At 63.4% G+C, this 15,903-nt stretch carries 16 protein-coding genes and 2 tRNA genes; 6 read left to right on the top strand and 12 right to left on the bottom strand.

Annotated elements, in window-relative coordinates; all coding sequences use genetic code 11:
* The first annotated feature begins 3 nt into the window (after positions 1-3).
* From G6N81_RS01880 to G6N81_RS01870, 3 genes are all read left to right on the top strand, one after another.
* A tRNA-Ile gene (locus tag G6N81_RS01880) sits at positions 4-77 on the top strand.
* A 33-nt stretch (positions 78-110) separates the two neighbouring features.
* On the top strand, positions 111-575 hold the full coding sequence (locus G6N81_RS01875) for a septum formation family protein (protein ID WP_165132330.1): 465 nt from the start codon (positions 111-113) through the stop codon (positions 573-575).
* Positions 576-668: 93 nt separating this feature from the next.
* Positions 669-740 (top strand) — tRNA-Asn (locus G6N81_RS01870).
* Positions 741-828: 88 nt separating this feature from the next.
* On the opposite strand, the gene G6N81_RS01865 is transcribed toward G6N81_RS01870, so the two are convergent.
* Genes G6N81_RS01865 through dusB form a run of 4 tightly spaced genes read right to left on the bottom strand, consistent with a single transcriptional unit; the run spans position 829 to position 6,017 of the window.
* Entirely contained in the window at positions 829-1,614 is a 786-nt protein-coding gene (locus G6N81_RS01865; RefSeq protein WP_165132327.1) for an ATP-binding cassette domain-containing protein, read from the bottom strand.
* Positions 1,615-1,650: 36 nt separating this feature from the next.
* Positions 1,651-3,498 (bottom strand): DNA primase, encoded by a 1,848-nt coding sequence (dnaG, locus tag G6N81_RS01860; protein WP_165132324.1) that lies wholly within the window; start codon positions 3,496-3,498, stop codon positions 1,651-1,653.
* Positions 3,498-4,826 (bottom strand): deoxyguanosinetriphosphate triphosphohydrolase, encoded by a 1,329-nt coding sequence (locus G6N81_RS01855; protein WP_165132321.1) that lies wholly within the window; start codon positions 4,824-4,826, stop codon positions 3,498-3,500. The genes dnaG and G6N81_RS01855 overlap by 1 nt, the downstream gene beginning before the upstream one ends.
* A gap of 12 nt (positions 4,827-4,838) precedes the next feature.
* Positions 4,839-6,017, bottom strand: coding sequence for a tRNA dihydrouridine synthase DusB (gene dusB / locus G6N81_RS01850; RefSeq protein ID WP_241245024.1), 1,179 nt, complete (start codon positions 6,015-6,017; stop codon positions 4,839-4,841).
* A gap of 56 nt (positions 6,018-6,073) precedes the next feature.
* On the opposite strand from dusB, the gene G6N81_RS01845 reads away from it, so the two are divergent.
* Positions 6,074-6,571: a glutathione peroxidase gene (locus G6N81_RS01845; protein WP_165132318.1), complete on the top strand. Its 498-nt coding sequence runs from the start codon at positions 6,074-6,076 to the stop codon at positions 6,569-6,571.
* Between the two features lie 21 nt (positions 6,572-6,592).
* Here G6N81_RS01845 and G6N81_RS01840 read toward each other — a convergent pair whose 3' ends face one another.
* A complete protein-coding gene (locus G6N81_RS01840; protein ID WP_165132315.1) occupies positions 6,593-7,393 on the bottom strand; it encodes an isoprenyl transferase in 801 nt (266 codons plus the stop codon).
* Positions 7,390-8,121 (bottom strand): DNA repair protein RecO, encoded by a 732-nt coding sequence (gene recO / locus G6N81_RS01835; protein WP_165132312.1) that lies wholly within the window; start codon positions 8,119-8,121, stop codon positions 7,390-7,392. The genes G6N81_RS01840 and recO overlap by 4 nt, the downstream gene beginning before the upstream one ends.
* 30 nt (positions 8,122-8,151) lie before the next feature.
* Between recO and G6N81_RS01830 the strand changes: the two genes are divergently transcribed.
* Positions 8,152-8,949, top strand: a complete 798-nt coding sequence (locus tag G6N81_RS01830; RefSeq protein WP_165132309.1) for a trimeric intracellular cation channel family protein — start codon at positions 8,152-8,154, stop codon at positions 8,947-8,949.
* Positions 8,950-9,140: 191 nt separating this feature from the next.
* The gene (gene leuA / locus G6N81_RS01825; RefSeq protein ID WP_165132306.1) at positions 9,141-10,895 is read left to right on the top strand and encodes a 2-isopropylmalate synthase; all 1,755 of its coding nucleotides are present in this window, start codon (positions 9,141-9,143) and stop codon (positions 10,893-10,895) included.
* Positions 10,896-10,973: 78 nt separating this feature from the next.
* On the opposite strand, the gene era is transcribed toward leuA, so the two are convergent.
* The 6 genes from era to G6N81_RS01795 are packed head-to-tail and all read right to left on the bottom strand — an operon-like array spanning position 10,974 to position 15,900.
* Positions 10,974-11,873 carry a GTPase Era gene (gene era / locus G6N81_RS01820; protein WP_165132303.1) on the bottom strand — a complete coding sequence of 300 codons (900 nt, stop codon included), beginning with the start codon at positions 11,871-11,873 and terminating at the stop codon, positions 10,974-10,976.
* Complete coding sequence (locus tag G6N81_RS01815; RefSeq protein ID WP_165132300.1) at positions 11,866-13,284, bottom strand: hemolysin family protein; 1,419 nt, start codon at positions 13,282-13,284, stop codon at positions 11,866-11,868. Before G6N81_RS01815 ends, era begins: the two co-directional genes overlap by 8 nt.
* A complete protein-coding gene (gene ybeY, locus G6N81_RS01810; RefSeq protein WP_165132297.1) occupies positions 13,281-13,748 on the bottom strand; it encodes an rRNA maturation RNase YbeY in 468 nt (155 codons plus the stop codon). Before ybeY ends, G6N81_RS01815 begins: the two co-directional genes overlap by 4 nt.
* Positions 13,745-14,758: a PhoH family protein gene (locus tag G6N81_RS01805; protein WP_165137579.1), complete on the bottom strand. Its 1,014-nt coding sequence runs from the start codon at positions 14,756-14,758 to the stop codon at positions 13,745-13,747. The genes ybeY and G6N81_RS01805 overlap by 4 nt, the downstream gene beginning before the upstream one ends.
* 43 nt (positions 14,759-14,801) lie before the next feature.
* Positions 14,802-15,152 (bottom strand): HIT domain-containing protein, encoded by a 351-nt coding sequence (locus G6N81_RS01800; protein ID WP_165132294.1) that lies wholly within the window; start codon positions 15,150-15,152, stop codon positions 14,802-14,804.
* Between the two features lie 19 nt (positions 15,153-15,171).
* Positions 15,172-15,900 (bottom strand): 16S rRNA (uracil(1498)-N(3))-methyltransferase, encoded by a 729-nt coding sequence (locus G6N81_RS01795; protein ID WP_165132291.1) that lies wholly within the window; start codon positions 15,898-15,900, stop codon positions 15,172-15,174.
* Positions 15,901-15,903: the final 3 nt, after the last annotated feature.

Here is a 15,903-nt window from a genome sequence, read left to right as displayed (position 1 = left end):
TACGGGGCGGTGGCCAAGCTGGTTAAGGCAGTGGACTCATAATCCAACGATCGTCGGTTCAAGTCCGACCCGCCCTACTGGTCAGTCGCCTCCCCGCATACGATGGGCGCATGAGAACTCGCGCCCGCGCCTTTATGGCAACGTCTGCCGTCTTTGTGCTCGCCGGAGCAATGGCTGGCTGCTCGTCGGGAACATCGGTGTATGACGTCACGGTCGGTGACTGTTTGATGCAGCCCGAAGATGCGTCGGAGGTCACGTCTGTCGAGGTCGTCGACTGTGCGCAGCCTCATGACTACGAGCTCTACGCCGAGTTCGAGGTAGACATGGCCGACTCTTGGCCCGGAACCGATGCGATAGCGGACGCCGCCGACCTGGGCTGTTATGACGCGTTCGGAGACTTTGTCGGCGTACCTTATGAGGAATCCGAGTTGTTTTACATGTACTACTCCCCCTCTCAGGAGTCGTGGGAGCAGGATGATGACCGGCTGATCCAATGCCTCGTTTTTGAGGCGAGTGATGACTTCGGCGCAGACGTTGTGAGCGGTGTCGGAACGCTCGCTGGCGCGGAACGATGACGACACTCCCGGGCAGCGCGCCGAGTTTCGAGCCCACGGGATGTGTTTGCTAAGCTATTGGAGTTGCGCGGGTGAACCCGAATGTAACACTGATCCTCGGTAGCTCAATGGCAGAGCAATCGGCTGTTAACCGATAGGTTGTTGGTTCGAGTCCAACCCGGGGAGCAAGAAATAAACCCCCTCGCCCATCACAGCGAGGGGGTTTTCTCATGCGGCTACGCCGTCAACTCCGGTCAACGATCAGGCACGCGCCCTAGCGCACGAGAAAAGCGCGAGTGTCTTCTTCGCCGGGAGTGACAACCGGGTCGGCGCCGGGCTCGGCGGATGCGGTGACGCACCCCTCGCGCATCACGAGACGATGCGCGCCGATCTCTTCTGCGAACGCAACGTCGTTCGTTGCGATCAGCGCTGCCATCCCCCATTCATCCCGTCGACGAAGAATGGCGTCACGCACGACGTGGCGCACCTCGACGTCGATACCGGCGAGCGGTTCGTCCGCGACGAGCAGACGGGGGTCGAGCACCAGGGCGCGGGCGAGAGCGACCCGCTGCCGCATGCCGGCGCTGAGCTCGTGGGGGAACCGCCCCATCACGCCGAGAGGTAGCCGAACCTCGTCCAGGAGCTTCGACACACGTACCTCGAGCGCGCGGCCGATGGTGCGCGGATCCCGCATCACTATCGGAGCGGCAATGATCTCGCCAATCGTGCGGTCGGGGTCAAAATTGGGCCCGGCATCCTGGGCCATATACCCGACGCGGTATGTCAGAACGGAGCGTGCGCGCCCCGGATGCCGCGCGGAGATCCCGCACACGGTTGACTCTCCCCCGATGATCCGTGCGCGCTTGTCTCGGACACCGGCGAGAGCCGCAAGAAGAGATGTCCGTCCTGAGCCCGTCGATCCCGCGATGACAAGCGCAGCGCCGAATGGCAACTGTGCGGAAACACCATCGACCGCGCGCACAGAATTGGCGCCGTAGCCCCTCCGTACGCTCAGATCGTCGATCGAGAGCGCCCAGTCTGTCAGCTCGGGGATCCGCATACGCCCATCCTGCCCCAGACGTGCGCCCCTGCTTCGTCACTCCTCGGCGAGGCGTGTTCGCGCGTGGTCCAAATCACGCATTCTGATACGAACGGCGCGTCCCTCGTCGCTCTCGGGCGGCACCCGCTGCACCGCGCCAATGAGCTCGTGTTTTTCCGCGTCGATCGCCCGAATGAGGATGCGACGACACAGAGCATTGGCCGATCGAGCGGCATGCTCCTCGTCCCTGGCGGGAAAATCGCGCATCAAGAGCTCCCCGCCAAGCTGGCGAAGAACAACGGGGAGTGAGTCGATCGCTGTCTGGCCCCAGCCGGGTTTCGAGCGGTCGACGGCAGAAATCGCAGCGCGGACCGCATCGAGCGGCCCCGCACGGAACGGTGTGAGCAGGGCACGATGAAGCAGATCGGGATCAATCTTGTGCCCGTACTGAAGCACGCCGGTGAGAGCATCACGTTCGACAGCGACGTCGGTTGTCCGCGGCAGAGCGGCAAGCGTCACCGCGGGCGGAGCAGCCCCCTCCGTCACGGGCGGCACGAAAGTCTCTTCACGGCGCTGTCCGCCCTTGGATGCGCGTTCAACTTCCCGGCGAACATCCGTGGGGTCCATGCCCAGACGCTGTGCGAGAACACGCTCGTAGCCGGGGCGCAGAAGTTGGTCACGGATTTCGGCAACGATCGGTGCTGCCGCGCGCAGAGCGCCGACGCGTCCTTCAACGCTGGTGAGCGGGAAGCCGGCGAGCTTCTGGTCAATGACGAACTCGAACATCGGCACGCGGTGGTCGAGCAGTCCGCGAACGGCGCCGTCACCTCGTTCGAGACGCAAGTCGCACGGATCGAGGCCATCGGGCGCAACTGCAACGAACGTCTGGGCAGAGAAACGATCCGCATCGGCGAATGCGCGGATGGCGGCTTTCTGGCCGGCTTCGTCACCGTCAAATGTGAAGACCACCTCACCCTGCGCCGAGTCATCACCCATCACGCGACGGAGCATTTTGATGTGCTCGGTTCCGAAGGCGGTTCCACACGTGGCAACGGCGGTCGTCAGCCCCGCCAGATGGCAGGCCATCACATCGGTGTAGCCCTCGACGACGATGACGCGTTTGGGATCGCCGCGAGAGATGTCCTTTTTCGCGAGGTCGAGGCCGTACAGCACCTGGTTCTTCTTGTAGACCGGTGTCTCGGGGGTATTGAGATACTTGGGCCCTTTGTCGTCGTCATAGAGCTTCCGCGCACCGAATCCGATGGTCTGTCCGGTGACGTCGCGAATCGGCCACACGAGCCGGCCCCGGAACCGGTCGTACACCCCACCACGCTGGTTCGTGGACACCAACCCGGCCAGGATCAGTTCATCGCGGGTGAACCCCTGAGCTGTCAGCGCGTTCATCAGGTGGTCCCAGCCCTTTGGTGCGTAACCCACGCTGAAGTGGGCGGCTGCGCCAGGGTCGAAACCTCTGCCACCGAGGAACGCCCGTGCCGTTTCGGCTTCAGGCGAGAGCAACTGACGACGGAAGAACTCAGCTGCCGCGGAGTTCGCGGCGAAGAGACGCGAACGACCGCTCGCTTCGGGGGCGGGCCCCCCGCCTTCTTCGTAGGTCAGCTGGTAGCCAATGCGTTGTGCGACCTTTTCAACGGCCTCAGCGAACGTGAGGTGGTCCATTTCGCGCAGGAATGTGTATACATCGCCTGACTCGCCACAGCCGAAGCAGTGGTAAAAACCCTGCGCAGGGCGCACGTTGAAGCTCGGAGACTTCTCGTCGTGGAACGGGCACAGCCCCTTCATCGACCCGATTCCTGCTGACTTCAGGGCAACTCGTTCGCCGATGATGTCGGCGATGTTCACCTGTGATTTGACCGCTTCGACGTCGGATTGACGAATTCGCGGCATCAGCGAACTCCCGCTGGTGCGGATGACTGCGCGGAACGCAGGCGAATACCGACTTCTGCTGGGTCGATATCTCCGACGAGTCGTGCATGCCATGCCACGGCAGACTGATCGGTGAGGCTGGCGACCTGATCGACGATCACGCGTTTGCGCTCGGCTTCGCTCGTTGCCGCGAGATAGTCAGCGGTGAACGCCGGATCGAGCTGATCCGCACCGGATGACCACAGTGTGTCGGCAGTCCAGAGCGCGTCGGCGATACGCGTGAGCACGCGACGTTGCTCCGCGTAGACGCTGCGCCTGTTGTCCGCCGCGACGATTGAGGACCCCATGATGCCCTTGAGGACGGCGATCTCGACCTCGACGTCGCGGGGGACGACCACCTGGGCGCCGTAGCGCGTGATCGACCGGGCGGGGTACGCAGCACGCGTCGCGTCGACGGCGCTACTCGCGAAGCGCCCGATGAGATCGCTCGTGAGGTTCTTCAACCGTGCAAGGTCCCGGCGGGAACGATCGAACGAAGCGAGCCACATCGGCTGACGGGTGAGCCGATAGAGCGCGTCTGCCAGTTCTTCGCGGCTGTAGTCATAGCCCACCCACGCCTGAACGCGTCCCACCAGCGGGTGGTGTTCGACAGGGTCGGCGAGCCGGGCAACATCAACGTAGCCGTTGACGACAGCGTCTTCGAAGTCATGGACGGAATAGGCGATGTCGTCGGAGAGGTCCATGATCTCTGCTTCGACGCAGCGGATCCGGGGCGGTGCGTCCGCTCGCATCCAGCGGTAGATTTCCTCGTCCTCCGGGTAGACGCCGAACTTCAGCCGACCCCCCGGATCTGGCACGGGGTCAGACACCGTCCACGGGTATTTGCAGGTGGCATCGAGTGTGGCCCGTGTGAGGTTCAGGCCGACCGAACGGTCGCTGTGCATCACCTTTGCCTCGAGTCGCGTGAGGATGCGCAACGATTGGGCGTTGCCTTCAAACCCGCCGATGTCTTCAGCCCACCGGTTCAGCGCCGTCTCGCCATTGTGGCCAAACGGCGGATGCCCCAGATCGTGGCTCAGGCAGGCTGCGTCGACAACATCCTCGCTGACGCCCAACGCGCCAGCGATTTCCCGCCCGACCTGCGCCACCTCGAGGGAGTGCGTTAGGCGGTTCCGGGCGAAGTCTGCGTCCGACGCAGGGCTGAGCACCTGTGTCTTGGCGGCAAGGCGGCGCAGCGCCGCCGAGTGCAGCACCCGTGCCCGGTCCCTTGCGAAATCCGGGCGGGAAGAGCGATGCCGTTGTTCGACAAACCTCTCGGTGTCGTGTTCCGTATATCCGTCGTGTGCCATCTCGGCGAAATCCTATCCGCCTGAAGTATCGAGCTCGGCGTCTTGGAGGTCGGATGTCTGACGCGCGTCGAGCGTTCGGGACGCAAGCCAGCCTTCCGGAAGAACAGGGCGCCGGGCCCGGCCCGCGCGACCGCGCGGACCTTCGACCGCTTCGCCAGGGTACGGCTCGGAGAGATCGAGCTGTCCGATCAGATCATCGATGTGCTGCAACGACGTGACCTTTGAGAACTCTCCGCGCAGATCTCCACCAACGGGGTAGCCCTTGAAGTACCACGACGCGTGCTTGCGGATGTCGCGGGTTCCGCGGTCCTCATCGTCGTAGAAGTCGACGAGAAGCTCGGCATGACGCCGGAACGCGTTCGCGACGAATGCCAGCGTGGCGTCAACCGTTGGTGCATCCGCGCCGAACGCGCGAGCAAGTTCGCCGAAGAGCCACGGCCTGCCCAGGCAACCACGTCCGACAACGACGCCGTCGGCGCCGGTCTCGCCCATCATCCGGATGGCGTCCTCCGCCCCCCAGATATCACCGTTGCCCAGAACAGGAACCGATGTGACGGCCTGCTTCAAGGCGGCGATCGCGGCCCAGTCGGCCGTACCGGAATAGGCATCCTGCAGCGTGCGGGCGTGCAGCGAAACGGCAGCGACTCCGGCATCTTCCGCGATGCGGCCGGCATCCAAGAACGTCAGGTGATCGTCGTCGATTCCCTTCCGCATCTTCACGGTGACAGGGATGTCTCCCGCCGCGTCAACAGCACCCTTCACGATGTCTCCGAAGAGATCCCGCTTCCACGGCAGAGCAGAGCCGCCGCCCTTTCGCGTGACCTTGGGAACGGGACATCCGAAGTTGAGATCGATGTGATCAGCCAGATTCTCGGCGGCGATCATGCGAGCGGCCTCGGCCGTGTACGTGGGATCGACTCCGTACAGCTGGATCGACCGCGGCGTCTCCGACGGGTGGTGCTCAATGAGCTTCATGGTGACGACGTTGCGCTCCACAAGCGCGCGGGTTGTGATCATCTCGGTCACGTAGAGGCCGGCGCCGTACTCACGACACAACCGGCGAAACGCCATGTTTGTGATGCCGGCCATGGGCGCGAGCACGACGGGAACATCGACCTCGATAGGGCCGATTCGCAGCGGTGGCACGGCGCGCTGCACGCTGTCACGGGGAGAGTCGGTCACGGTCGTCACGCACCCATTCTCCCACCGCACGCCCGAGCGATCGCCGAGCGCAATACTCTGGGGGAATGAGCACTGTCGTTGACCCGCGAACGATCCCCTTTCTGGACGCGCAGGGAGAAGAGCGCACCCTGGCCGAAACCGGCAGTGATGTGACCCTCGTCGTCAACGTCGCGTCGAAATGCGGTTTGACGCCGCAGTATGAACAGCTCGAGCGCCTCCAACGCAAGTATGGCGATCGCGGATTTCGGGTTGTCGGTTTTCCCTGCAACCAGTTCATGGGGCAGGAACCGGGAGAGATGTCGGAGATCCTCGACTATTGCTCGACGACCTGGGGCGTCAGCTTTCCGATCAATGACAAGGTGCGTGTGAACGGCGGCGGAGCCGCGCCTCTGTTCCGCGCCCTCAAGAAGGCGAAGGACGGCGCGGGGCTCGGCGGTCCCGTGGTGTGGAACTTCGAGAAGTTCCTCGTTCTCCCGTCGGGCGAGGTCAAGCGTTTCCGCCCCAAGACGCTGCCTGATGACCCGGCGATTGTCGACATCATCGAGGCGCACCTGCCGCGATAAGCGCGCCCTGACGGCGTTGCCTCAGCTCTGAGGCACGTCGATGGCGCCGCCGTAGCGCCTGTCACGGGCGTGGTACGTCTGAATCGCCCGCCACAGATTCTCTCGCGTGAATTCGGGCCACAGGGCGTCATCGAAGACCATTTCGGCGTAGGCCGACTCCCACAGCATGAAGTTGCTCGTTCGCTGTTCGCCGCCCGAGCGAATGAACAGATCCACGTCTGGCAGCTGGGGGACGTACAGGTGCTTGGCGATCGTCTTTTCGCTGATCGCCGACGGCCGCAACCGCCCGGCGCTCACTTCTTCCGCCATTTCGCGCATCGCGTCGACGATCTCCCATCGCCCGCCATAGTTGATGCACATCTGCAGCGTCATCGTGGTGTTGGTCTTCGTCATCTCTTCTGCGACCTCGAGGTCTTTGATGACGGAGGCCCAGAGCTTGGGGCGGCGGCCTGCCCACCTGACCTTGACGCCCCATTCGTTCAGCTGGTCACGGTGCCGATGAAGAACCTCGCGATTGAATCCCATGAGGAATCGCACCTCGGACGGTGAGCGCTTCCAGTTCTCCGTCGAGAACGCATAAACCGAAAGATGCTTCACACCCGCCTGCAGGGCGCCGGCGATCACATCGATCATGGCTTCAACGCCCACACGGTGCCCGTCGGTGCGCGGCCGGCCCTGCTGGTTGGCCCACCGCCCGTTTCCGTCCATCACGATCGCCACGTGACCGGGCACGGGGCCCGCGAACACGGGAGGCTGGAGCCCCGTCCAGTCCAGAGGCTTGAAGGGTTCTGCGTCGGGGTGGGTGTATGGCTTGGGGCTCATGGGGCGCCTCCTGTCGTACCGAAAGAGCGCACGGCGCGCTCGAGATGATGCTGGGCGTACGCCGTCACCAGTGCTGACGCACGGCCAAGATCCTGTTCGGGCATCGGATCGATCTCGTCCCACTCTCCGGCGAGGAGCGAACCGACGAGGCCGATAACGCTGGCTCCGGGACGAGGTGTGCCCTGAGGGGCGCACCGCTCGCAGAGGGCGCCTCCTGCCTGCGCCGAAAAGCGCTCGTGCGCCCCCAGTTCGCCGCATCCCGCGCAGGCGGCCACCTGTACTGTCCAGCCTGAGAGCCCGAGGGCGCGCAAGAGATACGAGTCGCGGGTGGCGCGAGGAGCGTGCTCGCTGCGCGCGAGAGAGCGCAGCGCTCCGACGAGGAGGAAGAACTGCTGCGGCTGCGGATCACCCTCTCCCACGAGGCGCTCGGCAGTTTCGGCCATGACGTTCGCGGCGAGGAACGCGTCATAGTCTGCCGAGATGTGCGCTCCGTACGAGCCCAGGCTGACGACCTGTTGCACGATGTCCAGATTGCGGCCGATGTACATCTGAGCGTCGACGACCATGAACGGCTCGAGTCGGGCGCCGAACTTACTCGACGTGCGACGAACGCCCTTCGCGACGCTCCGGACTTTGCCGTGCTGTCGCGTAAGCATTGTGAGGATTCGGTCGGCCTCACCCAGTTTGTGGGTGCGCAGCACGACCGCCTCGTCGCGATAGGTCGGCATCTTCCGATTATCCCCTGGCACGCTGGGTGCATGATCGATCAGGCCGAACCTCTGTGGGTGATTCCTCTGTGGGCGGATCTTGTTGGCGTTGCTCTGGGCGGGCTCCAGGGCGCGCTGTTCGCCTCGGGTTTCCGCGGCCGTCAGCGACTCGACTGGCTGGGCGTTGCGATCATCGGCATCATGATCGGCATGGGCGGCGGGTTCATTCGGGACCTTCTGCTCGGTCAGGCACCGGCAACGCTGCAGAGCCCCTGGTATCTGGTCGCGGCCGGCGGCGCCGCATTCCTCGGCATGTGGATCTCAGGGCTTCTCGGCAAACTCAACCGCATCATCGTTTTTCTCGACGCAATCGTCATTGGAATGTTCGGTGCGTTCGGAACGTCTAAAGCGCTCGCGTTCGGGGTGCCGATCCTCCCCGCGATCTTCATCGGCATGTGCGCAGCGGTCGGCGGCGGAATGGCCCGAGATGTTTCGCTCGGGCTCCCCGTTGCCGTGATGCACGTCAGCTCGTTCTATGCCGTCGCCGCCATCGTCGGATGCAGCACCCTCGCGATCAGCCATGCATTCGGGCTCGATATCGTCATCGCCGTTGTTCTCTGCATCGTCGTCACGGCCGTCGTGCGTGTCCTCGCGGTAATTTTCGACATCAGCCTGCCCGAGCAAATGGCCATCAACCGCCGCAAGGTCGCGATTGAGACGACCGACATTCCCGTCGTCCACGCGCACGATGTTCAGGACGGAACGGTGGACCTCGGTGCGACGGGAGCCATCGTTCTTCCCGAGGCGGCGTCACTGGACGACGAAGATGGCGAGATCACGCGCCACTGAGCTTCGCAAACTGCGAATCCGCACCTCCTCCTTCGGTCGTCGAGGTGCGCACTCTGCGTGATAAAGTTGAGACGTGCGCCAATTCGGGCTTCTTCTCCTTATCTGCCGCGACGAGTCCTCATAGGATCAGGGCCTTCTCGTCGCGGCGCTTCTCGTGGCCCGTTTCATGACACGACAGAGACGAGAAGAAGATGAAGAACAATCAGCAGCCCAGCGGTATGCCGATCCACAAGTACGTGCCGTTTCACGAGCAGATCTCGGTAGAGCTGCCTGACCGCACCTGGCCAACGAAGCGCATCGAGAAGGCGCCCCGCTGGTGCGCGGTTGATCTGCGTGACGGCAACCAGGCCCTCATTGACCCGATGACGCCCGAGCGCAAGCGCATCATGTTCGAGCTGCTCGTCAAGATGGGCTACAAGGAAATCGAGGTCGGCTTCCCCTCGGCCAGTCAGACCGACTTTGATTTCGTGCGCCAGCTGATCGATGACAACCTCATCCCCGATGACGTCACGATCCAGGTACTGACACAGGCCCGTGAGCATCTGATCGCCCGCACATACGAGTCGATTGCTGGTGCGAAGCAGGCGATCGTCCACCTGTACAACTCAACGAGCATCCTGCAGCGCGAGGTCGTGTTCCGCACGGACCGGCAGGGCATTATCGACATTGCTCTCGAAGGCGCTCGTCTGTGCAAGAAGTATGAGGCGACGATCCCGGAGACCGAGGTCTACTACGAGTACTCCCCCGAGTCCTACACGGGCACAGAACTCGACTTCGCCGCGGAGATCTGCAACCAGGTCATGACGGTTCTCACGCCGACGCCCGAGAAGAAGATCATCCTGAACCTGCCGGCAACGGTAGAAATGGCGACCCCGAACGTCTACGCCGACTCCATCGAGTGGATGAACCGCCACCTGGACAACCGCGAGAACGTCATCCTCTCGCTGCACCCGCACAATGACCGGGGTACGGCTGTTGCCGCAGCTGAACTCGGCTATATGGCGGGCGCGGATCGCATTGAGGGATGTCTGTTCGGCAACGGAGAACGGACCGGGAACGTCGACCTCGTCACGCTCGGCGTGAACCTGTTTACCCAGGGCATCGACCCGCAGATCGACTTCGGTGACATCGACCAGGTCAAGCGCACGGTCGAGTACTGCAATCAGTTGCCCGTTCCCGAGCGTTCGCCCTGGGGTGGTGACCTCGTGTTCACCGCTTTCAGCGGATCGCACCAGGACGCCATCAAGAAGGGTTTCGAGGCGATGGCCGCCCGCGCCGAGGCGCAGGGGGCCACAACCGACGACATCACGTGGGGCGTGCCGTACCTGCCGGTAGACCCGAAAGACCTGGGCCGCTCCTACGAGGCCGTTATCCGCGTGAACTCCCAGTCGGGTAAGGGCGGCGTGGCGTATTTGCTCAAGAGCGATCACAACATCGATCTGCCCCGCAAGCTCCAGATCGAGTTCTCGAACGTTGTCCAGGCCAAGACCGACTCCGAGGGCGGCGAGGTGACGAGCGATCAAATCTGGAACATCTTCCAAGACGAGTACCTCCCGTCCGGCGCGCAAGAGACGTCATGGGGCCGGTTCGAGCTGATCAGCACGGCCGCGTATAACCGCACCGACGGCGATGGCACTCTCGACGTCGTGATCCGCGAGGGCTCCGACGAGGTCTCGGCGTCTGCTCCCGGCAACGGGCCGATCGCCTCCTTCATCGACATCCTGCGCCAGCGCGGAATCGATGTGACCCTCTACGACTACACGGAGCACACGTTGAGCGCGTCGGGTGATGCTGAGGCAGCCGCCTACGTTGAATTGCAGGTAGACGATGTGCGCCTCTGGGGCGTTGGTATCGACGGCGACATCGCCACCGCGTCGCTCAAGGCAATCGTTTCCGCTGTGAACCGTGCGATCCGCATCCGCGAGCAGCACCTGGTTGTGGTGTAGCCCCGACGATCGCACGCACAGAAGCGGCCGGTCTCCGATGACGTTATCGGAGACCGGCCGCTTCTGTGCGTGCGTCCGTTAAAAGCCGAGACGGCCAAGCTGCTTCGGGTCCCGCTGCCATTCCTTGGCAACACGCACGTGCAGCGACAAGAAGACACGGGTGCCAATCAGGCCCTCGATGTCGGCGCGGGCGCGCGCTCCGACGTCACGCAGACGTGATCCCTTGTGCCCGATGATGATCGCCTTCTGGCTATCGCGTTCAACGACGATGTCAGCGAAAACGTCCATGAGCTCTGGTTTGTCTTCGCGCTCCGCGATCTCCTTCACCTGCACGGCAATAGAGTGCGGAAGCTCATCGCGCACGCCGTCGAGCGCCGCCTCGCGAATCGCCTCGGCGATGCGGTCTTCGATGAGTTCGTCAGTGACGATGTCGTCGGGATACAGGGCGGGGCCCTCGGGCATCAGGGCGAGAAGCTCATCAGAGAGCACCTCGAGCTGATCGCCCGTGACGCTGGACAGCGGGATGACAGCAGCCCAGTCTTCGCGCAGAGCATCGACCTCCATCAGCCGTTCCATGATCTCGTCCCGGCTGGCGGCATCCGTTTTTGTCACGAGCGCCACTTTCTTCGCACGCGAGTATCCGTCGAGTGACTGCGCGATGCGGCGGTCTCCCGGGCCGACCTTTTCGGTTGCCGGTACGCAGAAGGCAATGACATCGACGTCGCCGAGCACCGTCTCGACGAGATCGTTCAGGCGCTGCCCGAGCAGCGTGCGCGGCCGGTGCACGCCCGGTGTGTCAACAACGACGAGCTGTCCGCCAGAACGGTTGAGAATTCCGCGGATCGCACGCCGCGTCGTCTGGGGCTTTTCGCTGGTGATGGCGACCTTCTCCCCCACCATGGCGTTCATGAGCGTCGACTTTCCGACGTTCGGACGTCCGACGAATGTCACGAAACCGCTGCGTGTCGCGTCATTCATCGCGACCACCCTTCTTGTTCTTCTTCGATGTCTTCTTGCGGCGCGATGTCGAGTCCTGCTCGCCGTCGGCCGTAGACACGGCGCCCGTGTGGACCCCGATTTCACCTGTTGTGGACGATACGCGGATCGCCGCTGTTCGTGCCTCTTCGACGTAGCGAAGGGCCTCGGTCCGATCGACGAAAAGCGTCGCGAGCCCGCGTCCGCGCCCGCGGGAGGCACCTCCTGTCAGCAGGAGACCGTGGACCTGCACCTGCTCACCTGGTTGCGGCATCCGGCCAAGACGCTTGGCCATCAGTCCCCCGATCGAGTCGACATCGTCGTCCTCCAGGTCCAGCCCGAAGAGATCACCGACTTCATCCAGGGCAAGCGATGCGCTCACGCGGTAACGCCCATCGGGTAGCTCAACGATCTCGGTGGACCGCGGATCGTACTCGTCTTCGATTTCCCCGACGAGTTCTTCGATGAGGTCTTCCAGCGTGACGAGACCGGCGATTCCACCGTATTCGTCCACCACGAGGCACACGTGCACCTGATCGGCCTTCATCTGCTGGAGAAGAGTTTCGGCTCGCATCTGCTCGGGCACAAACACGGCCTGGCGAACGAAGGCTCGAACGAGAGAGGTGCGCCAGCCCGGCGCTTCGCGATACGCGTGCTGAACGAGATCTTTGAGATACAGAACACCAACGACGTTGTCGACTTCACCATCGACAACCGGCAATCGTGAGAGGCCGCTCGTGAGGAACGCCTCCATCGCTTCGTCATTCGACGCCGTTGCGTCTACCGTGACCATGTCGGTTCGGGGCACCATCACGGCGCGCACGATCTGGTCGGTGAAATCAAAGACGGAGTGGATCAGCTCGCGGTCATCGTCCTCGATGAGCGAGTTTTGCGCCGCCTCGTCAACGATCGAGAGCAACTGCTCTTCGGATTCGAAACTGCGGCGCCGCGCGCCGGGGATCACCCGCGCACTCGCGACGGCGAGCGGCTGGGCAATCGGGAAGAACAGCATGCGCGCGAAACGAATCGCCGGTGCCCCGAGGGTCAGAAGCGGGCGAGCGTAGCGTCGCCCGACGCTCGTTGGCGCAGATGCCACGACGACATAGATCACGATCGCCATCACGATCACGGTTGTCAGCGCTCCCCACGGGGCACTTTCGAACATCATCGAGAAGGCGACAGAAGTGAGCACAACCGCGGCAACGTCGCAGAGCACACGGAGGAAGGTGATGGCGTTGTCGTGGGCATCACGATCAGCTGCAAGCCGGGCGAGCGATCGCGAGTTCTTCCCGGCGAGGGCGAGATCCTCGAGATCGTTCGTTGAGGTCACCGCCAGGGCGGAGTCGAGCGCCGTCATAAAACCGGCGACACCGACCAGGACGAGAGCGCCAGCGACCAGCAGAGCCTCGATCATGCGCGGCGCCGGCGCCTCTCGGCCGTTGCGAAGGACGCGAGCAGCTCTCGTTGCAGGGCGAACATCCGGTGCTCCTCGTCGGGGAGCGCGTGATCGTAACCGAGGACGTGCAACAGCCCGTGTGTCGTGAGAAGACAGATTTCGTCGATAACGGCGTGACCGGCGGTTTCCGCCTGCGTTTCTGCCACCTGCGGGCAGACGACAATATCGCCGAGAACACCGGCCTCCGTCGGACGCTCTGCGGTGCCAGGACGCAATTCGTCCATGGGAAAGCTGAGCACATCCGTGGGCCCCGGCTCGTCCATCCACTGCACGTGCAGCTGCTCCATGGCCGCTTCGTCAACGAACATCACTGCCAGATCGGCGTCCTTGTTGACGTGAAGAGCTTCGAGATGATGCTGCACAAGGCGCAACACTTTCTCGTCGTCAAGCGAAACGCCAGACTCATTGTTGATATCGATCACGCGCGGCCTCGCTTCTGGTTGCGGTCACGCGGCATCGTGCCGCGTCGTCGATCGGCGCGATTGGCGAAATCGCGCGCCTCGTCGAGCTCGGCTTTGCGCACCGTGCGCTTATCGTCGTACTCGCTATAGGCATCGACGATGCGGCCGACGAGAGTGTGGCGCACAACGTCGTCACTCGTGAGCTGCGCGAAGTGGATGTCGTCAACGTCCTTGAGGATGCGTCCGACAACACGTAGACCGCTGGTTCCCCCCGGCAGATCCACCTGTGTGACATCGCCGGTGACGACCATTTTTGTTCCGAAGCCGAGCCTCGTCAGGAACATCTTCATCTGTTCCGGCGTGGTGTTCTGGGCTTCGTCGAGCACGACGAACGAGTCGTTGAGCGTGCGCCCACGCATGTACGCCAGAGGCGCCACTTCAATCGCCCCGGTCGTCATCAGCTTCGGGACGAGCTCAGGATCCATCATCTCGTTGAGCGCGTCGTACAGCGGACGAAGGTAGGGATCAATCTTGTCGGTGAGCGTTCCCGGAAGAAAGCCCAGCCGTTCGCCCGCTTCGACAGCGGGACGCGTGAGGATGATCCGACTCACCTCGCGGCGCTGCAGAGCCTGGACGGCCTTCGCCATCGCTAGATAGGTCTTGCCCGTTCCGGCGGGCCCGATACCGAAGACGATCGTGTTGTCATCGATCGCGTCGATGTAATCACGCTGGCCCATGGTCTTGGGCCGGATCACCTTGCCGCGCGTCGAGAGAATCGGCTCGCCCAGCACCGCGCTGATCCGCTCGCCCTTTTGCAGAACCTCGTCGGCGGTGCTGATATCCGACGGCTCCACGGCGTATCCGCTCTTCGTCATCGATAGCAGCTCGTCGACGAGAGCATTGGCGCGTTCGACGGCGTCTCGTTCCCCCGTCAGCGTGATGGTGTTTCCCCGCACGTGTACGTCGACATCGGGGTGTTTGGACTCAACCATCCGGAGAAGCCGGTCTTGGGGGCCGAGTAGCTGCACCATGGCAACCCCATCGGCCTCGATTGTGATGGTGGTGGGGGAATCGTCAGCCAATGAGGCTCTTCTCCTCGAGTTCTCCTGCGAGCACGTGCGCGTGCACGTGGAAGACGGTTTGGCCGGCGCCCTCACCGGTGTTGAAAACAAGTCGGAACTCGCCGTTTGAGCGCTCCTGCGCGATGCCTCGTGCGACCTCGACCATTTCGGCGAGGAGCGAAGGATCACCTGCCGCGAGCTCCGTGACATCACGGTACTGCTCGGTCTTGGGAATGACGAGAACATGAACAGGGGCCTGCGGATGAATGTCCGTGATCGCGAAAACGCGCTCGGTCTCCGCGACGATGTCGCCCGGGACATCTCCGCGAAGAATGCGGGTGAAGATCGTTGGCTCGCTACTCATAACACGCAGTCTACGTTTCTCACCATCGCCCGACACGGGCGTTGAGCAGCGCAAGCGCCGCGGGTCCCGCCGTTGATGTTCTGAGGACGCTGTCACCGAGCTTCACCCGCTCTGCGCCCGCCGCTTCGAGAGCACTTATTTCTTCCGGGGCGATCCCGCCCTCAGGGCCGACGACCAGAAGGATGTCCCGGCCATCCGTCTCGAGCGTCGTGAAGCGGGCCTCTGTCCACGGATCAAGAATGAGCACACGCATCGATGTCGCGCGCTCCGCAAGGAGCGACGTTGGGTGAACAGCTTCCACCTCGGGAATCCACGCACGCAGTGCCTGTTTGGCGGCTTCGCGAACGATGCTCTGCCACCGCGAACGCCCTTTGTCGGCTTTCGGCCCCTGCCAGCGGGAGACGCTGCGCGTTGCCTGCCACGGAATGATTCCGTCAATGCCGAGCTCTGTCGCCGCCTGCACCGCGAGCTCATCGCGGTCGCCCTTTGCCAGAGCTTGCGCAAGAAAAATGCGAGGTGACGGCGCGGGAATGTCGCGCCGCTGCGAGACGGTGATCTCCACGCGCGTTTTCTGCGCATCGGCGACTGTTCCCGACAGCCAGACGCCGCGCCCGTCCGTCAGAGTGACCGACTCCCCCGGTCGCACCCGCCGGACGCTGGCCGCGTGGTGCGCCTCAGAGCCGGTCAGCTCAACGGCATCGCCTGGCTGAGCGCGGGCGGCGCCGTCGTCGACGAAGTGCAGTGCCACGGG

The sequence above is a fragment of the Microbacterium amylolyticum genome (assembly GCF_011046975.1).
In the GTDB taxonomy this organism is placed as follows: domain Bacteria; phylum Actinomycetota; class Actinomycetes; order Actinomycetales; family Microbacteriaceae; genus Microbacterium; species Microbacterium amylolyticum.
Note: the sequence above shows the minus strand (reverse complement) of the source record. Positions and strands in the feature narration are given on the sequence as shown.